This window comes from Sulfurihydrogenibium subterraneum DSM 15120, assembly GCF_000619805.1.
In the GTDB taxonomy this organism is placed as follows: domain Bacteria; phylum Aquificota; class Aquificia; order Aquificales; family Hydrogenothermaceae; genus Sulfurihydrogenibium; species Sulfurihydrogenibium subterraneum.
On record NZ_JHUV01000013.1, the window covers coordinates 64,946 to 82,123 of the forward strand.

Annotated in this window: 22 protein-coding genes; 12 read left to right on the plus strand and 10 right to left on the minus strand. The window is 31.5% G+C overall.

What is annotated here, in order from left to right; all coding sequences use genetic code 11:
* Nucleotides 1–5: 5 nt before the first annotated feature.
* A complete protein-coding gene (locus tag Q385_RS0107845) occupies nt 6–848 on the plus strand; it encodes a hypothetical protein (RefSeq protein ID WP_028951135.1) in 843 nt (280 codons plus the stop codon).
* Nucleotides 848–1,669, plus strand: coding sequence for a 16S rRNA (cytidine(1402)-2'-O)-methyltransferase (gene rsmI, locus Q385_RS0107850; RefSeq protein ID WP_028951136.1), 822 nt, complete (start codon nt 848–850; stop codon nt 1,667–1,669). Before Q385_RS0107845 ends, rsmI begins: the two co-directional genes overlap by 1 nt.
* Here rsmI and rbfA read toward each other — a convergent pair.
* The 9 genes from rbfA to dnaX are packed head-to-tail and all read right to left on the minus strand — an operon-like array spanning nt 1,658 to nt 7,708.
* A complete protein-coding gene (gene rbfA, locus Q385_RS0107855; protein WP_028951137.1) occupies nt 1,658–1,960 on the minus strand; it encodes a 30S ribosome-binding factor RbfA in 303 nt (100 codons plus the stop codon). The two genes, rsmI and rbfA, sit on opposite strands and share 12 nt — an antisense overlap.
* 12 nt (nt 1,961–1,972) lie before the next feature.
* Nucleotides 1,973–2,254 (minus strand): DUF503 domain-containing protein, encoded by a 282-nt coding sequence (locus Q385_RS0107860; protein WP_028951138.1) that lies wholly within the window; start codon nt 2,252–2,254, stop codon nt 1,973–1,975.
* Nucleotides 2,214–3,014, minus strand: coding sequence for a 16S rRNA (adenine(1518)-N(6)/adenine(1519)-N(6))-dimethyltransferase RsmA (gene rsmA, locus Q385_RS0107865; RefSeq protein WP_028951139.1), 801 nt, complete (start codon nt 3,012–3,014; stop codon nt 2,214–2,216). Before rsmA ends, Q385_RS0107860 begins: the two co-directional genes overlap by 41 nt.
* A complete protein-coding gene (gene galU, locus Q385_RS0107870; protein ID WP_028951140.1) occupies nt 2,995–3,885 on the minus strand; it encodes a UTP--glucose-1-phosphate uridylyltransferase GalU in 891 nt (296 codons plus the stop codon). Before galU ends, rsmA begins: the two co-directional genes overlap by 20 nt.
* The gene (gene purC / locus Q385_RS0107875) at nt 3,872–4,579 is read right to left on the minus strand and encodes a phosphoribosylaminoimidazolesuccinocarboxamide synthase (protein WP_028951141.1); all 708 of its coding nucleotides are present in this window, start codon (nt 4,577–4,579) and stop codon (nt 3,872–3,874) included. Before purC ends, galU begins: the two co-directional genes overlap by 14 nt.
* Nucleotides 4,580–4,589: 10 nt before the next feature.
* On the minus strand, nt 4,590–5,222 hold the full coding sequence (locus Q385_RS0107880; RefSeq protein WP_028951142.1) for a tetratricopeptide repeat protein: 633 nt from the start codon (nt 5,220–5,222) through the stop codon (nt 4,590–4,592).
* A 27-nt stretch (nt 5,223–5,249) separates the two neighbouring features.
* Nucleotides 5,250–5,849: a recombination mediator RecR gene (gene recR, locus Q385_RS0107885; RefSeq protein WP_028951143.1), complete on the minus strand. Its 600-nt coding sequence runs from the start codon at nt 5,847–5,849 to the stop codon at nt 5,250–5,252.
* Nucleotides 5,846–6,178 (minus strand): YbaB/EbfC family nucleoid-associated protein, encoded by a 333-nt coding sequence (locus Q385_RS0107890; protein ID WP_028951144.1) that lies wholly within the window; start codon nt 6,176–6,178, stop codon nt 5,846–5,848. The genes recR and Q385_RS0107890 overlap by 4 nt, the downstream gene beginning before the upstream one ends.
* Nucleotides 6,179–7,708 (minus strand): DNA polymerase III subunit gamma/tau, encoded by a 1,530-nt coding sequence (gene dnaX / locus Q385_RS0107895; protein WP_028951145.1) that lies wholly within the window; start codon nt 7,706–7,708, stop codon nt 6,179–6,181.
* Nucleotides 7,709–7,888: 180 nt separating this feature from the next.
* Between dnaX and Q385_RS0107900 the strand changes: the two genes are divergently transcribed.
* The 6 genes from Q385_RS0107900 to Q385_RS0107925 are packed head-to-tail and all read left to right on the plus strand — an operon-like array spanning nt 7,889 to nt 12,532.
* Complete coding sequence (locus Q385_RS0107900; protein WP_028951146.1) at nt 7,889–8,599, plus strand: RsmE family RNA methyltransferase; 711 nt, start codon at nt 7,889–7,891, stop codon at nt 8,597–8,599.
* 5 nt (nt 8,600–8,604) lie between these two features.
* On the plus strand, nt 8,605–9,033 hold the full coding sequence (locus Q385_RS0107905) for a YMGG-like glycine zipper-containing protein (RefSeq protein WP_028951147.1): 429 nt from the start codon (nt 8,605–8,607) through the stop codon (nt 9,031–9,033).
* Between the two features lie 10 nt (nt 9,034–9,043).
* Complete coding sequence (gene hemB / locus Q385_RS0107910) at nt 9,044–10,021, plus strand: porphobilinogen synthase (protein WP_028951148.1); 978 nt, start codon at nt 9,044–9,046, stop codon at nt 10,019–10,021.
* Nucleotides 10,014–10,910 carry a 5'-3' exonuclease gene (locus Q385_RS0107915; RefSeq protein WP_028951149.1) on the plus strand — a complete coding sequence of 299 codons (897 nt, stop codon included), beginning with the start codon at nt 10,014–10,016 and terminating at the stop codon, nt 10,908–10,910. Before hemB ends, Q385_RS0107915 begins: the two co-directional genes overlap by 8 nt.
* Nucleotides 10,910–11,545, plus strand: coding sequence for an endonuclease III (gene nth, locus Q385_RS0107920; protein ID WP_037919864.1), 636 nt, complete (start codon nt 10,910–10,912; stop codon nt 11,543–11,545). The genes Q385_RS0107915 and nth overlap by 1 nt, the downstream gene beginning before the upstream one ends.
* Nucleotides 11,546–11,554: 9 nt before the next feature.
* The gene (locus tag Q385_RS0107925; RefSeq protein ID WP_028951151.1) at nt 11,555–12,532 is read left to right on the plus strand and encodes a DHH family phosphoesterase; all 978 of its coding nucleotides are present in this window, start codon (nt 11,555–11,557) and stop codon (nt 12,530–12,532) included.
* Between the two features lie 2 nt (nt 12,533–12,534).
* On the opposite strand, the gene Q385_RS09045 is transcribed toward Q385_RS0107925, so the two are convergent.
* A complete protein-coding gene (locus Q385_RS09045; protein ID WP_037919870.1) occupies nt 12,535–13,440 on the minus strand; it encodes a PDC sensor domain-containing protein in 906 nt (301 codons plus the stop codon).
* Between the two features lie 267 nt (nt 13,441–13,707).
* Between Q385_RS09045 and Q385_RS0107935 the strand changes: the two genes are divergently transcribed.
* The 4 genes from Q385_RS0107935 to Q385_RS0107950 all read left to right on the plus strand — a co-directional run.
* Complete coding sequence (locus Q385_RS0107935; RefSeq protein ID WP_028951152.1) at nt 13,708–14,046, plus strand: P-II family nitrogen regulator; 339 nt, start codon at nt 13,708–13,710, stop codon at nt 14,044–14,046.
* Nucleotides 14,047–14,065: 19 nt separating this feature from the next.
* Complete coding sequence (locus Q385_RS0107940) at nt 14,066–15,355, plus strand: ammonium transporter (RefSeq protein ID WP_028951153.1); 1,290 nt, start codon at nt 14,066–14,068, stop codon at nt 15,353–15,355.
* 22 nt (nt 15,356–15,377) lie between these two features.
* Nucleotides 15,378–16,418: an outer membrane beta-barrel protein gene (locus tag Q385_RS0107945; protein ID WP_028951154.1), complete on the plus strand. Its 1,041-nt coding sequence runs from the start codon at nt 15,378–15,380 to the stop codon at nt 16,416–16,418.
* A 108-nt stretch (nt 16,419–16,526) separates the two neighbouring features.
* A partial coding sequence (locus tag Q385_RS0107950) for a helix-turn-helix domain-containing protein (RefSeq protein ID WP_037919874.1) occupies nt 16,527–17,178 on the plus strand: 652 nt, incomplete at its 3' end.

A 17,178-nucleotide genomic window follows, 5' to 3' on the forward strand; every position in this document is an offset into this window, starting at 1 on the left:
TAAAGTTGAAAAAGATTTTAGCCTTTTTGTTTACTTTTATAACTTTATCAAAAGTTTATGCCGATAGTTTAATAGTAAATAACAAAGAACTATCCACATATATACAGTACTCTCAGTTTCTACTTGCTCAAGGTGAAACAGTGATAGGTCCTATTCAGCTTCTTCCAGTTGGAAAAGTAGATTCTGTCCTTATAAAACCAACAGATAAAGATGTAAAAGTAGTCGGATATATAATTGAGCCAACAAAGGAAAACTGGGTAGAGAACTTAGTAGGAAAGACTATTGCTATAGAAGGTGAAGGAAGATTAGTTAGAGGTACAGTTATATCTGTAAAAGATGGGTATATAACGATAGATACTAAAAACGGCGTTGTAATGACTACTCTTCCCGTTTTTCCAAACAGACTATCTTCAGCTTTAAAATGGCAAGACCTTATGGCTCCAAAACTTACTATAAAATTATACTCTGAAAGACCTGCTTCAAGTGGTATAAATATTCTTTATCCTGTATCAGGTTTTGAGTGGAATGTGATTTACAGCGCAGAGATTCAAGGAGATAAAGTAATGTTAAACGGATTTTATGAGATAAAAAATAACACAGCGGTAAAATTAACAGATGTTGCACTGTATATTAAAAGTCAAGATAGGGTAGTAAAGCTTTATGATAAAACAGTTATAGAACCTTACACCTCAAAGTTAGTTTTAATAGATAAGTTTGTTTTAAATAATGCGAAAGAAATAAAGGTAGAAAGTAAAAAATTTCTTCCTGACGGTAAAGTTGCGATATATAAAAACAGCACATTTATAGGTTATGGCAATCTGACAAAGGGAGTTTTAAGACTACCTTGATGGGAAAACTTTATGTTGTAGCAACACCTATAGGAAACTTAAAAGATATAACATTTAGAGCCTTAGAAGTTTTAAAGTCAGTAGATGTAATAGCAGCTGAAGATACAAGACATATTCAGAAACTTTTAAATCATTATGGAATATATGGAAAAAAACTTATTAGTTATCATGATTACAACGAAGAAGAAAAATCTGAAAAATTGATAGAGATTTTAAAAATTCAAGATGTTGCTTTAGTATCAGATGCAGGAACGCCCTGTATATCAGACCCAGGGTATAGAATTGTAAAAAAGGCTCGTGAAAACAACATAGAAGTAGTGCCTATTCCTGGTGCGTTTGCTGGCGCAGTTGCCTTATCTGTTTCTGGACTTCCTTCTGATAAATTTCTTTTTGTTGGGTTTTTACCTAACAAAGAAACTGAAAGAGAAGAAAATCTAAAGCATTACATCGATATAGGCTTTACCTTCATTCTATATGAAAGTCCAAAAAGAGTTTTAAAAACCCTAAAAACACTGGAAAAAGTAGACCCTTTGGCAGATGTAGTTGTAGCAAAGGAACTGACTAAGATCCATGAATCTTTTTTTACAGGCAAGCCTGAAAATATTATAAAATTCTTTGAAGAAAATCCTGATAAACTTAAAGGTGAGTTTGTAATACTGGTTCATCCTAATAAGGAAAAAGTTGTAGATATGAATTTAATCTTAACAGAAGCAAAACAACTAAAAAATCATGGTATGAAAACAAAAGAGATATCTTCTCTCCTTTCTCAAAAGTATAAAGTATCTAAAAAAGAAATTTATAAAAAAATACTAAATCTGTAGCTTAAATATATCCTTTTTAAAAATCAGCTTTGGAGTTTTTTTCATTCTTATCTTTTTCCCAAGAATGTGCCTTATATGACCGCTTTCTTTATTTAGAGCTTCTACTATTTTATCTTCATCTTTTAAAGCGGAAACGTAAACATCAGCCTGACTTAAATCTGCTTTAGTATCTATAACACTTATAGTTATAAAATTATCCTGTCCAATCTCGTACTCGTGGAGAATAATATCTGATATCTCTTTTTTTAAAAGACTGTTTATTTTTTCCATTCTGTGAGATTTTTCTTTCATCTTTATCACCTTTTAAAATATTTCTTTTGATACATCTATGTGTAGTTCTGGAAAGTTGCTGTAAACAAAATTTATAACGTTTTGGAGAATGTTTTCTACCTGATTTTTATCTGGTGCAACTGTCACAACAGCGACAGTAGCAAGTTGCCATAAATCTTGATTATCCACTTCTGAAACAGATACGTTAAACTTACTTCTAAGCTTTTCTTTTATTGATCTTATAACCATTCTTTTTTCCTTTAAAGACCCAGCATCATGAATGTGAATCTGCATCACTAAACTGCCTATCATCATCTTTTACTACCTCAAACAGTCTAACAAAATCTTCTATATTTAATTCTTCCGCTCTTAATGTAGGTTTAATGTTAGCTTTTTCAAGTATTGACTGGTCTAACTTTGACCTAATCATTTTTCTTCTATCAGTAAAAAGATGGGAAACAAAGTTTTTATACTTTTTAATGTCTTTTATGTTAAATCTATTATCTGGAATGAGTTTTACAACGGCAGATGTTACTTTCGGTGGTGGTGAGAAAAACCTTGCAGGAACGCTCATAACATACTTAATTTGAAAAAATGTCTGCATAAAAACAGATAAAAATGTGTAAGATTTTGTTTTTGGTTTTGCAATAAGCTTTTCAGCAACTTCTTTCTGTATCATAAAAACACAAAAATCAATAACTTCCATATTAAAAACACAGTTTATCATTATTAAAGAAGCTACGTTATAAGGTAAATTTCCCACTATTTTTATTTTTCTATCTTCAGTAAGTGCTTTAATGTTAACATCAAAAATATCTGACTTGATAAGTTCAAAATTTTTATACTTTTTAAACTTTTCTTCCAGCAATGGATAAAGTGATTTATCTATTTCTACGCTATAGAGTCTATTAGGGTTTCTTCTTAAAATTTCTTCTGTCAAAACGCCAGTCCCAGGACCTATTTCAAGAATAGTATCATCTTCTTTAATATCTATTTCATCAACTATCTTTTTTACAACATCCTGCGATTTTAAAAAATGTTGTCCAAACTGCTTTTTAGCTTTGACTTTGTCCAATCTCTTTACACTTCTCTTTTAGCATATTAATAAATTCTTCTTTTATGTCTTCTCTTTCTAAGGCGTAATCTAATATAGCTTCTAAATAACCTATTTTATTACCTGTATCGTGTCTTACACCTTCTATATTCTTTGAGTATATAACTTCACTTTGTCTTAATTGAATAAGTCCGTCTGTAAGCTGCAGCTCTCCACCCTTACCTATGGGAGTTTCCTTTAAAGATTCAAAAATGTTAGGCGTAAGGACATATCTTCCTATAATTGCTGTATTAGATGGAGCTTCTTCTACTGACGGTTTTTCTACAAGAGTCTCTACTAACTTTATACCATTAATTACTTCTTTTCCTGCAACAATTCCGTATTTACTAACATCTCCTTTTGATACTTCCATAGTTCCTACAACAGATTTTCCAAATTTGTAATAAATATCAATAAGCTGTTTTATACCCGGGTTTCCATCGTTTTTTATAAGTTCATCACCTAAAAGGACTGCAAAAGGCTCATCTCCTACAAGTCTTTCTGCGGTTAAAACTGCATGTCCTAATCCAAGTTGCTCTTTTTGCCTAATATAAACAAATTCAGCCATATTACTTATTTCTCTTAATTTTTCTATTTCCTCTTCTTTTCCTGATTTTCTTAAAACCTGCTCAAGCTCTGGATAATAATCAAAGTAATCTTCAATTGCTCTTTTATGCCTTCCTGTTACGAAAATTATAGTCTCTATTCCAGAGTTTACAGCCTCTTCAACTATGTAGTGGATAATCGGTTTATCTATAAGTGGCATCATCTCTTTAGGTGTGGACTTTGTAGCAGGTAAAAATCTCGTTCCAAAACCAGCTACTGGAATAACTGCTTTTCTAACCTTTTTCACTTTCAAGTCTCCTTAGTACTTCCTGGTAGAATTTAGCCAAATCACCTAAGTTAAGTCTGAATCTGTCTTTATCCATTCTTTCTCCTGTTTTTGCATCCCAAAATCTGCAAGTATCAGGAGATATTTCATCTGCCACTACAATAGTTCCATCACTTTTCTTTCCAAACTCAAGTTTAAAATCTACCAGTATAATATCATGTTTTATAAGCAGTTCTTTAAGTACTTGATTGACTTTAAATGCAAGGTCTTTAATAGTTTTTATGTCTTGGTCGTTGGCAAGGTTAAGAGCAAGTATGTGTTCATAGCAAATTATAGGGTCTCCCAATTGGTCGTTTTTTAGATAAAATTCAATTAAAGGTGGGTTAAACGGTGTTTTTTCAGGAATGCCTAACCTTTTAACTATACTTCCAGTTGCCAAGTTTCTGACCACTACTTCTACTGGTATTATTTTAGTTTTATATGCGAGCATCTCTCTATCTGAAAGCTGTTTTACAAAGTGTGTAGGAATACCATTTTTTTCTAAAATCTGGAAAAATATAGAAGATATTTTGTTGTTAAGTATTCCTTTTCCTTCTATTACATCTTTTTTTTGGGCGTTGAATGCAGTTGCTTCGTCCTTAAAATATATTACCACTTTATCAGGGTCTTCTGTTTGATAAACTATCTTTGCTTTTCCTTCGTATAACTTTTCCAATTTTAAACTCCTATAAGTTTTCTTTTGCTAAGATTGAAAAGTATCTATAATCTTTGTTTTCTTTTATTAGATTAAATATTTTCTCAGCTTCTTGGTAATTCCCTTCTTTTTTATATATTAGACCTAAAGTTGATTGGGCAGATATGTAGTTGTACTTATCCTTGTCAATAGATTTTAAAATCTCTTTTGCTTGGTTGTTTTCATTTTCTTTGAATTTTATATAAGCTATGTATTCTTTAACACCTTCTGAAAGCTGAGTGTCTAATTTTTCTTTCAAATCGTTGGCAGTTTTTTCGTCTTCTTTACCTTCATCTTTTGCAATCATTACTTTGTAAGAGAGTACAACTTTGTAAAAGTTTGTATCTTTGTATTTTTTTTCAAATTCTTCGATTAATTTTTTAGCTTCTTCTTTTTTATCTTCTGATAGTAAATTAGCTATTTTTGATACATACACAGATGCTTTTTCGTTTTCTTCTTGCTTTTTCTTTGAATATAAGTAATATCCTGTTGAGACTATAAACAGGATTACTACAAAAGCTAAAATAAATTTAAGATATTTTTTTACTTTATCCCACAAATGGTAAATCTTATACTCAAGTTCAATATCTACGTCTTTTTCTATAGGCAGTTTTTCTTTACTCATAATCTTCTCCCTTTCTACCTTATTTTATCATATTTTAACTCTGTATTCTAAAGCTTTTGATAGGGTAAAGTCATCTGCGTTTTCTAACACTGAGCCAAACGGAAGACCGTAAGCCAGTCTTGTAATGTTTAAAGGATACTTTTTTAAAAGGTTGTAAATGTAGTTTCCAGTAGCTTCTCCTTCTACCGTTGGGTTTGTAGCTATTATGACTTCTTTTGCCTGATATTTTCTTATTCTTTCTACAAGAGACTTTATGTTTAATTTTTCAGGTCCTATGCCTTCTAAGGGAGATAGTCTACCTCCTAAAACGTGGTAAACACCTTTAAACTTTCCAGTTTTTTCTATGGCATAGGCATCAAAAGACTCTTCTACTACACAAATAGATGTTTTTTCTCTATCTTCAGAAGTACATATAGGACATATTTCTTGGTCTGTGTAGATTCCACACTCTTTACAAGGGTGAACTTTGTCTAACATCTGAGCTATATGTTTTATTAAGTCTACAGTTTCTCCTCTTGGCATCTTTAAAAGGTTTATGGCAAACCTTTGGGCTGACTTTTCTCCATAACTGGGTAAATTTGATATATCTTCTATAACTTTCTGTAAAATCTCTGGAATGTAGTTCAAAATAACCCACCAAATTTAGAGAAACTTGAAGGCAATCCTGATGCTTCTGTTAACTTTTGTGTCATCAACTCTTTTGACCTTTCTGTTGCTTCGTTTACAGCCGATATAAGTAAATCTTTTAAAACTTGATACTCTTGTTCATTTAAAAGGGTTTTATCAATTTCTAAGTCTATTATTTCTCCAAGTCCGTTGCTTACAATCTTTACCATTCCTCCACCAACCTCTACAACTAAATTCTCCTTTTTCAACTCTTCTTTTGCTTTTTCTACATTTTCTTTTATCGTTTGAAACTGTTTCATAAGTTCCGCGAGGTTTCCAAAGTTAAACATCTATTCCTCCTTTTCTTTGTAATTAAGTATTTTTGAACCTGGGAAAAGTTCTAACACTTTATCTACAATTTCATCTCTTTTCTTTTCTTTTTTTTTCTCCTTAGTCGGAGGACATGAAATAAATATATTTTTGTCAGGAAAGTATTTTTTTAGTGTGCTAAGATTTGAATTTAAAATTCCTTCTTGGTCTTTATCTTTTAATTTTATGTAAATACCGTTTTCATCTTGGGTTATTTGAGCTTCTTTTATTATAACTGATATTACTTTCTCGTTTTTTATTATCTGAGATATTATCTTTTCTATTGATTGTTCTTCTTTTTCTTCTATTGATTGTTCTTCTTTTTCTTCTGCACTGTCCTTTGGTTTTTCTGCCAGAGTTTGAGAGGTTGGAGTTTTTTCTTCTTTAACTGAAGTTTGTTTTGATATTTGAATGTTTCCTGACAGAAGTTGCTGAATTGACTTTATAGAATCTAAATAGTTTAGCTTTAATACGTAAACTTGGTATATGTCTTTAGGGTTTATAAATGTTCTTGCTTCTGAAAATGCCTTGTTAAACATATCTTTTATGTAGATGAGAGATTTTAAGTCTTCTTGGGAAAATATCTTGTCTTGGGAAAATATTTCGTCTGGATTTTCCACTACAAGGTTAATAAGGGATTTTTGAAGGTTTGTTAGAAGCTCTTTCCAAAATATGTTGACGTCATAGCCAAGGTCTTCAAGCTCGTCTAACAGTTTTATAAATGGTTGAACTTCTTGATTTTTTATGTAGTTTAATGCTTTTTTAACATAGTTTAAAGGGACTATACCTAATATCTCTTCGACAGCTTTTATCGTTAGTCTTCCTTCTGAGTAAGTGACTGCCTGGTCTAAAAGACTTGCAGAGTCTCTCATTCCTCCTTCTAACTCTTGAGACAATAGCTCAATTGCTTGTTCTTCGTAAGGTATTTTTTCATTTTCTAATATTCTTATTAAGTATGCTTTAATCTGAGCTTTTGTAGGTGGTTTGAATAGAAAAACTTGGCATCTTGATTTTATTGTATCTGGTATTTTATACAGCTCCGTAGTTGCAAGAATAAAGATGTTTTTTGGTGGTGGTTCTTCTAAGGTTTTTAAAAGAGCGTTAAATGCCTCTTTTGTAAGCATGTGAGCTTCGTCTATTATATATATCTTGTACTTACCTTTTAAAGGCTGGTAGTTTACGTTATCTCTGATGGTTCTTATATCGTCTATTCCACGGTTAGAAGCTGCGTCTATCTCGTACATATCTGGGAAAGAACCTTTTTCTATCTCTAAGCAGTTTTCACACTGGTTGCAGGGTTCATAATCTTGAGGATTAAGACAGTTTAAAGTTTTTGCAAGTATTCTGGCTATTGTAGTCTTTCCTACACCTCTCGACCCTGCAAATATGTAAGCGTGGGAAACTCTACCAAGTTTAACTGCATTTTTTAACGTCTTGACCACAAAATCCTGACCTATAACTTCTTTAAAAGACTTTGGTCTATATTTTCTTGAAAATGCCTCGTAAGTCAAGTTTAATCTCCAAAAAGTTATTAATTTATTATATACTATAGCTTTTTTTAATTCAAAAACTTATTAATTAAAAAATAGCTCAATATCAAAATCTTTCAAATAAATCAGTAAAGAGCCTCTTTTATTTTCGATTAAACTTATCTATAATAAGTAAAAATTTTATGTTTAGTAGAAGATTAAATGAGCTATCCTTTATTTATCGGCAAGTTTGAAGATGATTTTTTAGTTTTGACAGACGAGGAGCTTCACCATGCGGTTAAGGTCAGGAGACTGAAAGAAGGAGACAAAATAGAAGTTAACGACCTTCAAGGCAACATATACTTAGGGGAAATATTAAAAATTGAAAAAAACAAAGCATTTGTTAAACCTATTAAAAATTTAGAAATTAAAACTCCAGAATACAAAATAACACTCTACCAGTGTATGCCAAATCAACTATCTAAAATAGATGATATAATTGAGCCTATATCTCAACTGGGAGTAGATAGATTTGTTCCAGTTTTATGCAAAAACTCTGCAGTAAAACAGTCTGATGTAGAAAAAAAGATACAAAAATGGGAAAAAATAGCCTTAAACTCTATAAAACAGTGTAGAAGACTTTATCCAGTAAGTATTGACAAACCTATAAAAATAAGTAATATTAATAGTTATGACGATTTAAAAGTTGTTTTTTATGAAAAAGAATACGCAAGAAAGACCAAAGATTTGATAGAAAAAAGTTATCAAAACTGCAGTATAGTTATTGGAAACGAAGGTGGTTTTGAAGAAGTTGAAATCAAAGAGTTAGTTAGTAAAGGATTTTTATCACTTAGTTTAGGAGACTATATATTAAAAATGGAAACTGCTATAATAGTAGGAATATGTCAAATAAAAATGATTTTAGAGAGGTGAGAAAGATGAAAAAAGTAGTAGCTTTAACACTTGCAGGTTCAATTTTACTGGCAAGCTGTGCTGAGCCTTACAGACCTTCTCAATCAACTTATGAAGGTGGACTAATAGGTGCAGTAACAGGTGCTACAGCAGGAGCAATATTAACAAGTGGAAACAAATGGAAAGGTGGCGTTATTGGTGGTGTAATCGGTGCAATTGCGGGAGCAACTATTGCAGAAATATCTAAAAGAGGTGCAGTAGAAGCAGTTCAATCCGGACAACCTGTAAGATATCAAACAGAAGACGGAAGAGGAGTTTACGAAGCTAAACCTTTAGGGTATGACGCAAAAACAAGATGTCATAAAGTCCAAGAAAAGATATATGAAAATGGAAAACTTGTAAAAGATCAAATTAAAGAGGTATGTGAATCTGAAAAAGTAGAACAAAAATATTAAGGAGCTTTTTATGGGCTTTCCTGTAAATAGGTATAGGAGACTAAGAAAAAACGAAAGTATTCGCCGTTTAATAAGAGAAACAACCCTTACAGTAGATGATTTTATTTACCCAATTTTCATTGAAGATGGGCAAAACATTAAGAAAGAAATACCTTCTATGCCCGGAATCTACAGATGGTCATTGGATAGAATCAATGAAGAACTTGATGAAGTAGTATCTCTCGGCATTCCAGCAGTTTTACTTTTTGGTATTCCTTCCCATAAAGATGAAGTGGGCTCTGACACTTGGAATGATGAAGGTATAATCCAGAGATCAATTAGACATATAAAAAAGAACTATCCAGACCTTTATGTAATAACAGACGTATGTTTTTGTGAATACACATCCCACGGGCACTGTGGTGTCTTACACGACCATGATGTTGATAACGATTTAACTCTTGAAAATACAAGAAAACAAGTTATATCCCACGCAAAAGCGGGAGCTAATATGGTAGCTCCGTCCGGAATGATGGACGGAGTTGTAAAAACTATAAGACAAGCTCTTGACTCTGCTGGATTTTACGATATTCCTATAATGGCTTACTCTGCTAAATACGCTTCCTCTTACTATGGACCTTTTAGAGAAGCTGCTGACTCAACACCTGCATTTGGAGATAGAAGAACTTACCAGATGGATCCTGCAAACAGATTAGAAGCTCTTAGAGAAGTAGCCCTCGATATAGAAGAAGGAGCAGATATCGTAATGGTTAAACCTGCTTTATCTTACTTAGATATAATAAGAGAGATAAGAAATAACTTTAACATTCCTCTGGCAGCTTACAACGTAAGTGGTGAGTACTCTATAATAAAAGCAGCAGGAAAACTGGGATGGATAGACGAGAAAAAAGTGATGATGGAAACTTTAACCTCTATAAAAAGAGCTGGGTCTGACATAATAATCACTTATTTTGCAAAAGAAGCTGCAAGAATACTAAAAAATGGATAAAAAACTTTTACTTATAGACGGGTCTTCTTATTTATACAGAGCTTACTATGCTCTTCCACCTCTTACGGCTCCTGATGGAACGCCAACAGGTGCAATTTATGGATTTGTGAGAATGTTATTAAAACTCTTGTCTACTTTTAACACTCCTTATGTTGCAGTCGTTTTTGACCGTCCAGAAAAAACAGTAAGACACGAAATATACAAAGAGTATAAAGCTACAAGAAAGGAAACCCCAAACGACCTTCAAATCCAGATTCCAAAAATAAAAGAGATAATTAAACTTTTAGGAATAAAAATATTAGAAATACCCGGATACGAAGCTGACGATATTATAGCTACTTTAGCGAAAAAAGCAGAAAATCTTGGTTTTGAAGTTATTATAGTAACTCCAGACAAAGATATGAACCAGCTTATAGACCAGCATATAAAAATATTTAACCCAATGAAAGAAGAAATAGTAGATAATCAAAAAGTTAGTGAAAAATACGGAGTTAGTCCTCAGCAGTTTATAGATTACTTAATTCTTGTAGGAGACAGTATAGATAATATTCCCGGAATAAAAGGAGTAGGACCTAAAACAGCAGCTTTATTGCTTCAAGAGTTTGGAAGTATAGACAAAATATTAGAAAATAAAGATAAGTTAAAAGGAAAACTAAAAGAAAGTTTTACAGCTGTATCAAAACAAGACGTAGAATTGAGTAAAGCTTTAGTAAAATTACATCAAGATATTGACATTCCGCTGGAATTAGAATCGTTAAAAAAAGATAAACCTGATTTGGTAAAATTAAAAGAAATTTTTGAAAAATTAGGATTTAAATCATTGATAAAAGAGATAGATAAACCTAATTTAGAAAAAAAACAGCAAATAACGCAAAAAAGTTTATTCTAATGGCTACTTTTACAGAAAAAGACTTAATAGAAAGATTAAAAAAACACTATCCACAACCTTGGATAGATTTAAAGTTTGAAAACCCTTACCAATTAACAGTTGCAACTATTTTAGCAGCACAATCTACAGACAAAAAAGTAAATCAAATAACACCTATTTTCTTCAAAAAGTTTCCTACACCTCAAGACGTTGCAAAAGCACATTTGGAAGAGATAGAAGAGATAATTAAATCGGTAAACTACTATAAAAGAAAAGCAAAATTAATTAAAGAATGTTGTCAAAAAGTTGTCCAAGAGTTTGAAGGAAAAATCCCAGATAATATGGAAGACATTTTAAAACTTCCGGGGATTGGAAGAAAAACTGCAAGTGTAATTTTAGTAAATGCATTTAACATACCAGCTATAGTTGTAGATACTCACGTTATTAGGGTAGCAGTCAGTAGACTTAAAATATCAAATGGAAAAACTCCTGAAAAAATAGAAAAAGATTTAGCGAAATTTTTTTCAAAAGAAAATTGGATTTACATATCAAAAGCTTTAGTTTTGTTTGGAAGGTATATATGTACCGCTAAAAATCCAAAATGTAAAGAATGCTATCTTGTAGATATATGCCCTTACGAAAAAAAGAACCTGTGAGGTGGTAAGATGGAAAAAGTAATTCCTGTAATTGAAAGACTAAAAAGAGAAGAAAAAGATATACTTATATTTACTCACGAAAATCCTGACGGAGATGGAATTGGCAGTATGATAGCTCTTTATCTATTTTTAAAAAAGTTGTGTAAAAATGTAACTATGGCAATGAAAGACGATATTCCATACATTTACAACTTTTTACCTTCTGTAAACGAGATAAAAAAACTACCGATAAATCATAAATTTTCAGTAGCTATTCTTGTAGATGCAGCCCATAGAAGAAGGTCTGGAACAGAAGTGCAAGCACATGAACTTATCAGAATAGACCATCATGTTGGAGGAGAGTTTGAGAGTATATACGATTGTATAGATGATTACAGCCCTTCAACTACAGCTTTAGTTGCAGAGATACTTAGGAACTGGGATGAATCCCTGATAGATAAAGATATAGCAACCTGCCTTTACACTGGACTTATTACAGATACAGGATCTTTCAAATACAATAACACAACATCAAAAACCTTTGAGATAGCCAAGTTTTTAACAGAAAAAGGAGCTGACCCTTATTACATATCAAAGATGATTTTTGAAAGAAATAAACTAAACGTAATGCTGCTCCTTCAAAAAACTTTATCAACACTACAGTTATACAATAATAATCAGATTGCTGTTTTGACAGTGTTTAGAGATTTTTTAAATGAAACACAAACAACAGAGGAAGACACAGAAGGCTTTGTAAACTTTGCAAGAAGTATAGAGAGTGTTAAAGTTGCAGTTATTATGATTCAAAGAGAAGATTTAAAAACTTGGAGAGTATCTTTAAGAGGAAAAGGTGAGGTTGACGTTCAAGAAATTGCAAAATACTTTGGCGGTGGAGGACACAAAGACGCAGCAGGATGTAGAATAATAGGAGACTATGAAAAGGTAAGAGAAAGTCTAATTGAGAAGATATCAGAAAAGATAATTAAGAAAGTGAAAACTATTAATTAAAATTATTGTTTAGATTCTTTTTCAAATTTCTTTACCGAAATTTCTGACCTTGTACCTAAAAATACATAAATACCTAAAGATATCAAAACAAAACCAACAGATACAATTATACCTATTGAGTAGATTAATTTTGAAGGGTCTGAAATTGTAAATTTAAACACAAGCATTAATGCCTCAATAGATATAGCTATAATTATAGATGCTAAAAATCTTGTTAAAGTTTTTCTAATCTCAGAATGTCTTCTTGGATCTTTATATAAAAGAACTTCTTCTTCAAAAATCGTTTTTGATAAATCAAATATTGCAATAGCAAGTGTAAAGAGGATTACAGATTTAAAAATGTGCTCTGGATTTGAATCTATAACAAAGAGATTTAAACTACCCCATAAAGCAAGTTTAACACTTATAAATCCTAAGAAAATACTGAAAATTGTATAAAATACTTTTGTAACTTTCTCAAATCTATCTTTTGCATAAAAATACTTATCAGAATGCAAAAGTGCTATTAAGTCTATATCAAAACATAGTATTTTTTTTATTGACTCATTTTCATCTTTTATAGGAATTGCGATTGTAGCGGTTACTTCTGAACTGGATAAAGATCTGTAAGGTTTTGTTACTATACATTTTTTCTCCTTGATTGCTTCTAAGAAGTAAGGTCTTGAGGATCTGTCCGCACCTTTTCCAAATCTGGTTATTCTTTTTGCATATAAAGGATTTATAACATTATCTATTATCTGAATTCCTGCATTATCTAAAACATAAAAAAGTTCTATGAAAGGGAATGAAACAAAAAGATTTTCGTGAAATAATTCATCTTCATAATTTTCGTATCTTTCTACAAAATTTTTAAGCTCATCACATAAAATATTTTTCATTTCACTTAAAATAAGTTCAAACTTTTCCATACTTTGATACCTCGTGAAATTTTTATCTTTTATATAGGCAAAATTTATGCCAACTTTTTATAGGTATAAAAGATTAAGAATTTATTTTCTATGCATTAAAATATAACTTTCACCTCATAAAGTTGCATAAAAAGAATGCATTAAAAAGGAAGGATTGTATAAGTAAATAAGATACTGTTTTTAAAAATTCTTATTTTTAAATTACTTAATATAATTGGCATATTTATTGATTAATTATTTTTAGGTATTAAATGAGGAGGTTTAACAATGAAAAAGGTTGAGGCGATTATTAAACCATTTAAGTTGGAAGAGGTTAAAGATGTTATTGCTAGCATTGGAATTTTTGGTATGACTGTGTCGGAAGTTAAAGGATTTGGTAGGCAGAAGGGACATACAGAGCTATATAGAGGAGCGGAGTATGTAATAGATTTTCTTCCAAAGATAAAATTAGAGATAGTTGTAGATGATGAGATGGTAGAAAAAGTTGTTGAAGCTATCGTATCGAGTGCAAGAACGGGAAAGGTTGGAGATGGGAAAATTTTTATTACCCCTGTAGAAGACGTTATAAGAATTAGAACAGGAGAAAGAGGAACAGAAGCTTTATAAAAAATTAGGAGGTGCTGTAATGAAAAAATTAACTTTTATGTTAGGGATGTTTATTCCGATTTTAACATTTGCTAACGAAGTACAAAAAATTGACTCTGGAAATACTGCTTGGATGATTGTTGCTACTGCATTAGTTATGCTTATGACTCCCGCAGGTTTAGCTTTATTTTATGGTGGTATGACAAGGTCTAAGAATATTCTTAACACTATTGCTATGAGCTTCTTGGCATACTGTATTGCGTCTATTATCTGGATTTTTTGGGGGTATACACTAGCTTTTGGAACAGATATATTTGGAATAATTGGGAGTTTAGAGCATTTCTTTTTAATGGGCATATCTGTAAATGATATATGGTCAACAGGAAATATACCAACGCTACTTTTTGTTGTTTTTCAGATGACTTTTGCAGCAATTACAGTTGCATTAATGAGTGGTGCGATTATAGAAAGAGTAAAGTTTCAATTTTGGTTATTATTTGTAGTTTTTTGGCTTACTTTTGTTTATTCTCCAATCGCTCATTGGGTATGGGGAGGGGGATTTTTATTTAAGTTAGGTGCTTTAGATTTTGCAGGTGGAACAGTAGTTCACATAAACGCTGGTATTGCTGGTTTAGTTTTGGCTTTACTGATAGGAAAGAGAAAAGACTATGGAAAAAAAGTAATTTTACCTTCTTCAGTAGTTCTTACAGTATTGGGAGCTGTTTTACTATGGTTTGGATGGTTTGGATTTAATGCAGGTAGTGAGCTTGCAGCTGATGGTATCGCAGCAAATGCATTTTTAGTTACTAACACTGCAGCTGCATTAGGTGCTATATCATGGATGATAACAGAATGGATAATTTACAAAAAACCTACACTCCTTGGAGTTGCTTCTGGAGTTGTTGCTGGTTTGGTAGCTATAACACCCGCAGCTGGTTTTGTTGATGTATTTGGTAGTGTAGTCATAGGTATTATATCTGGGATAATTGGTTTTATAGGTGTATTCTGGCTTAAAAAGAAATTAGGATACGATGATTCTTTAGATACATTTGGAGTCCATGCTTTAAACGGTATATGGGGAGCTATTGCAACAGGTATTTTTGCAAATCCTTCGGTTAACCCTGCAGGAAAAGGATTACTTTATGGCAATTTAACTCAAGTTTTAATCCAAATAGAAGCTGTTTTAGTAACAATTGTCTATACTGCAATTTTGACAGGGATACTGTATTTTGTAGTATCGTTAATTACAAAAGGTGCAAGAGTAGATGACGAGTCAGAAACAGCAGGACTTGATGAAACTATTCACGGAGAAAGAGGATTTGAACTTTAATAAATTTTTAGGAGGTGCTATTATGAAAAAGTTATTATCCTTAACATTACTTACATCTGTAGCAGTAGCAAATGCAGGACAAATAACAGTTTTAAACAGCGATATAGAGTTTAGCGGAGGTTTGACAACAGGATACTTTTATTCAAACAATACAGGCTCATCTAATCACGATAACTTTAAAGTCAGTAATTTTATTATCTCTCTATCTTCACAGCCTAAAGATGGAGGAATAGGATTTAACACAATGTTTGGTAGTATACTACTACCAACTCTCTATGATGGAGGTATAACAGACAATAAAGCAATTTTAAATAAAAATTTTGGAGTTTTAGCAGGATACCTTACATACCTTCCCTTCGAAAATCTCTCTGTAGATGTAGGATTACTGACAACTAATATTGGATATGAGATAGCAACATCATTTTCAAATCCTAATATAACTTACGGTAGCGTTTTTTACGCAGAACCTTTTATCTATCCTGGTATTAGAATTACTTATTCTTATAAAGATTTTAAATTTTATGGAGAAGTTAACAAAGATAAAGGATACTTAGACGGTAGCACATCTTTACCAACTTCTGGAGCTTATGCAGTTGGAACATTAGGTACTCTTTACGGTATTAACTATGCACTTTCTTATTACGATTATACAGCTTATAAAAACCTTATAAATTTAGTTTTATCAAAAAGTTTAAATCAAAATCTTGATGTAGCCTTAAATATGGACTATCAATGGCTTGATAATACTGCAAAACAACAAGGACACGATAAATATGGATATGGTATTGCTTTTTACATTATTCCTAAAATGGAAAATATCTCTTTTCCTATTAGGATTGAATACATAAAAGATGGTTCAAAAGGAAAAGAAAGTGGCATATACAACAATGTAGCATCTGGATACAGTTTTACAATCACACCTACTTTTAAACCTTCAAAAAATACGTATATAAGAATAGAAACTTCTTACTTTAAAACAGATAACAAAATATTTACTGATAAATCAGGAAATCCAAAGGATTCCAAAATGTCAGAAGCTGTAGAGTTGGGAATATTGTTTTGATTTTTTACAAAAGCTGCTCCTTCTGGGGTAGCTTTTGCTGTATAAGTTCATATAGACAGTGAACACCTACCCCTGTAAAATAAATTTACTAAACAGGAGGTAGGTAAAATGAAAGGCATTATAGGAACGCCAATGTATATAACAAAACTCTTTCCAAAAAAACTATCAAACAAAATAAAGGATGTCCCATTAACAAGAGAAGCTAAAAAAAGACTTAAATGGATACAGTATTACCAAAAAACCAAAAACATCTCAAAAACATGCAGATACTTCAAAATATCAAAAAACACACTCTATAAATGGCTAAAAAGATATGAAAAAGATGGACTTGAAGGTCTTTACGATAAACCAAAAACCCCAATAAACACAAGAAAACCAACCATAAGAAACAAATACAAAGAAGAAGTAATAAAAATCAGGAAAGAAAATCCCACATGGAGTAAAGAGAAAATATCAGCATATCTACAAACAAAGAAAAACATTAAAGTATCACCATCTACAATTTACAGAATATTAAAAGAAGCAGGACTTATAGAAAAAACAAAAACGATAAAAATACAAAATAAAAGGAAAAAGGACATAAAAAAGAAAAGGACAAAAAGAGGCTTGCAAGCACAAGCCCCAGGAGATGTAGTACAGATAGACGTAAAACACATAAACATTACAGGCAAAACTCACTACCAATTTACAGCTATAGATAAGTATAGCAGATTTTGCTTTGCTGCAGTTTACCAAACAAAGAGTTCAAGGATAGCAAAGA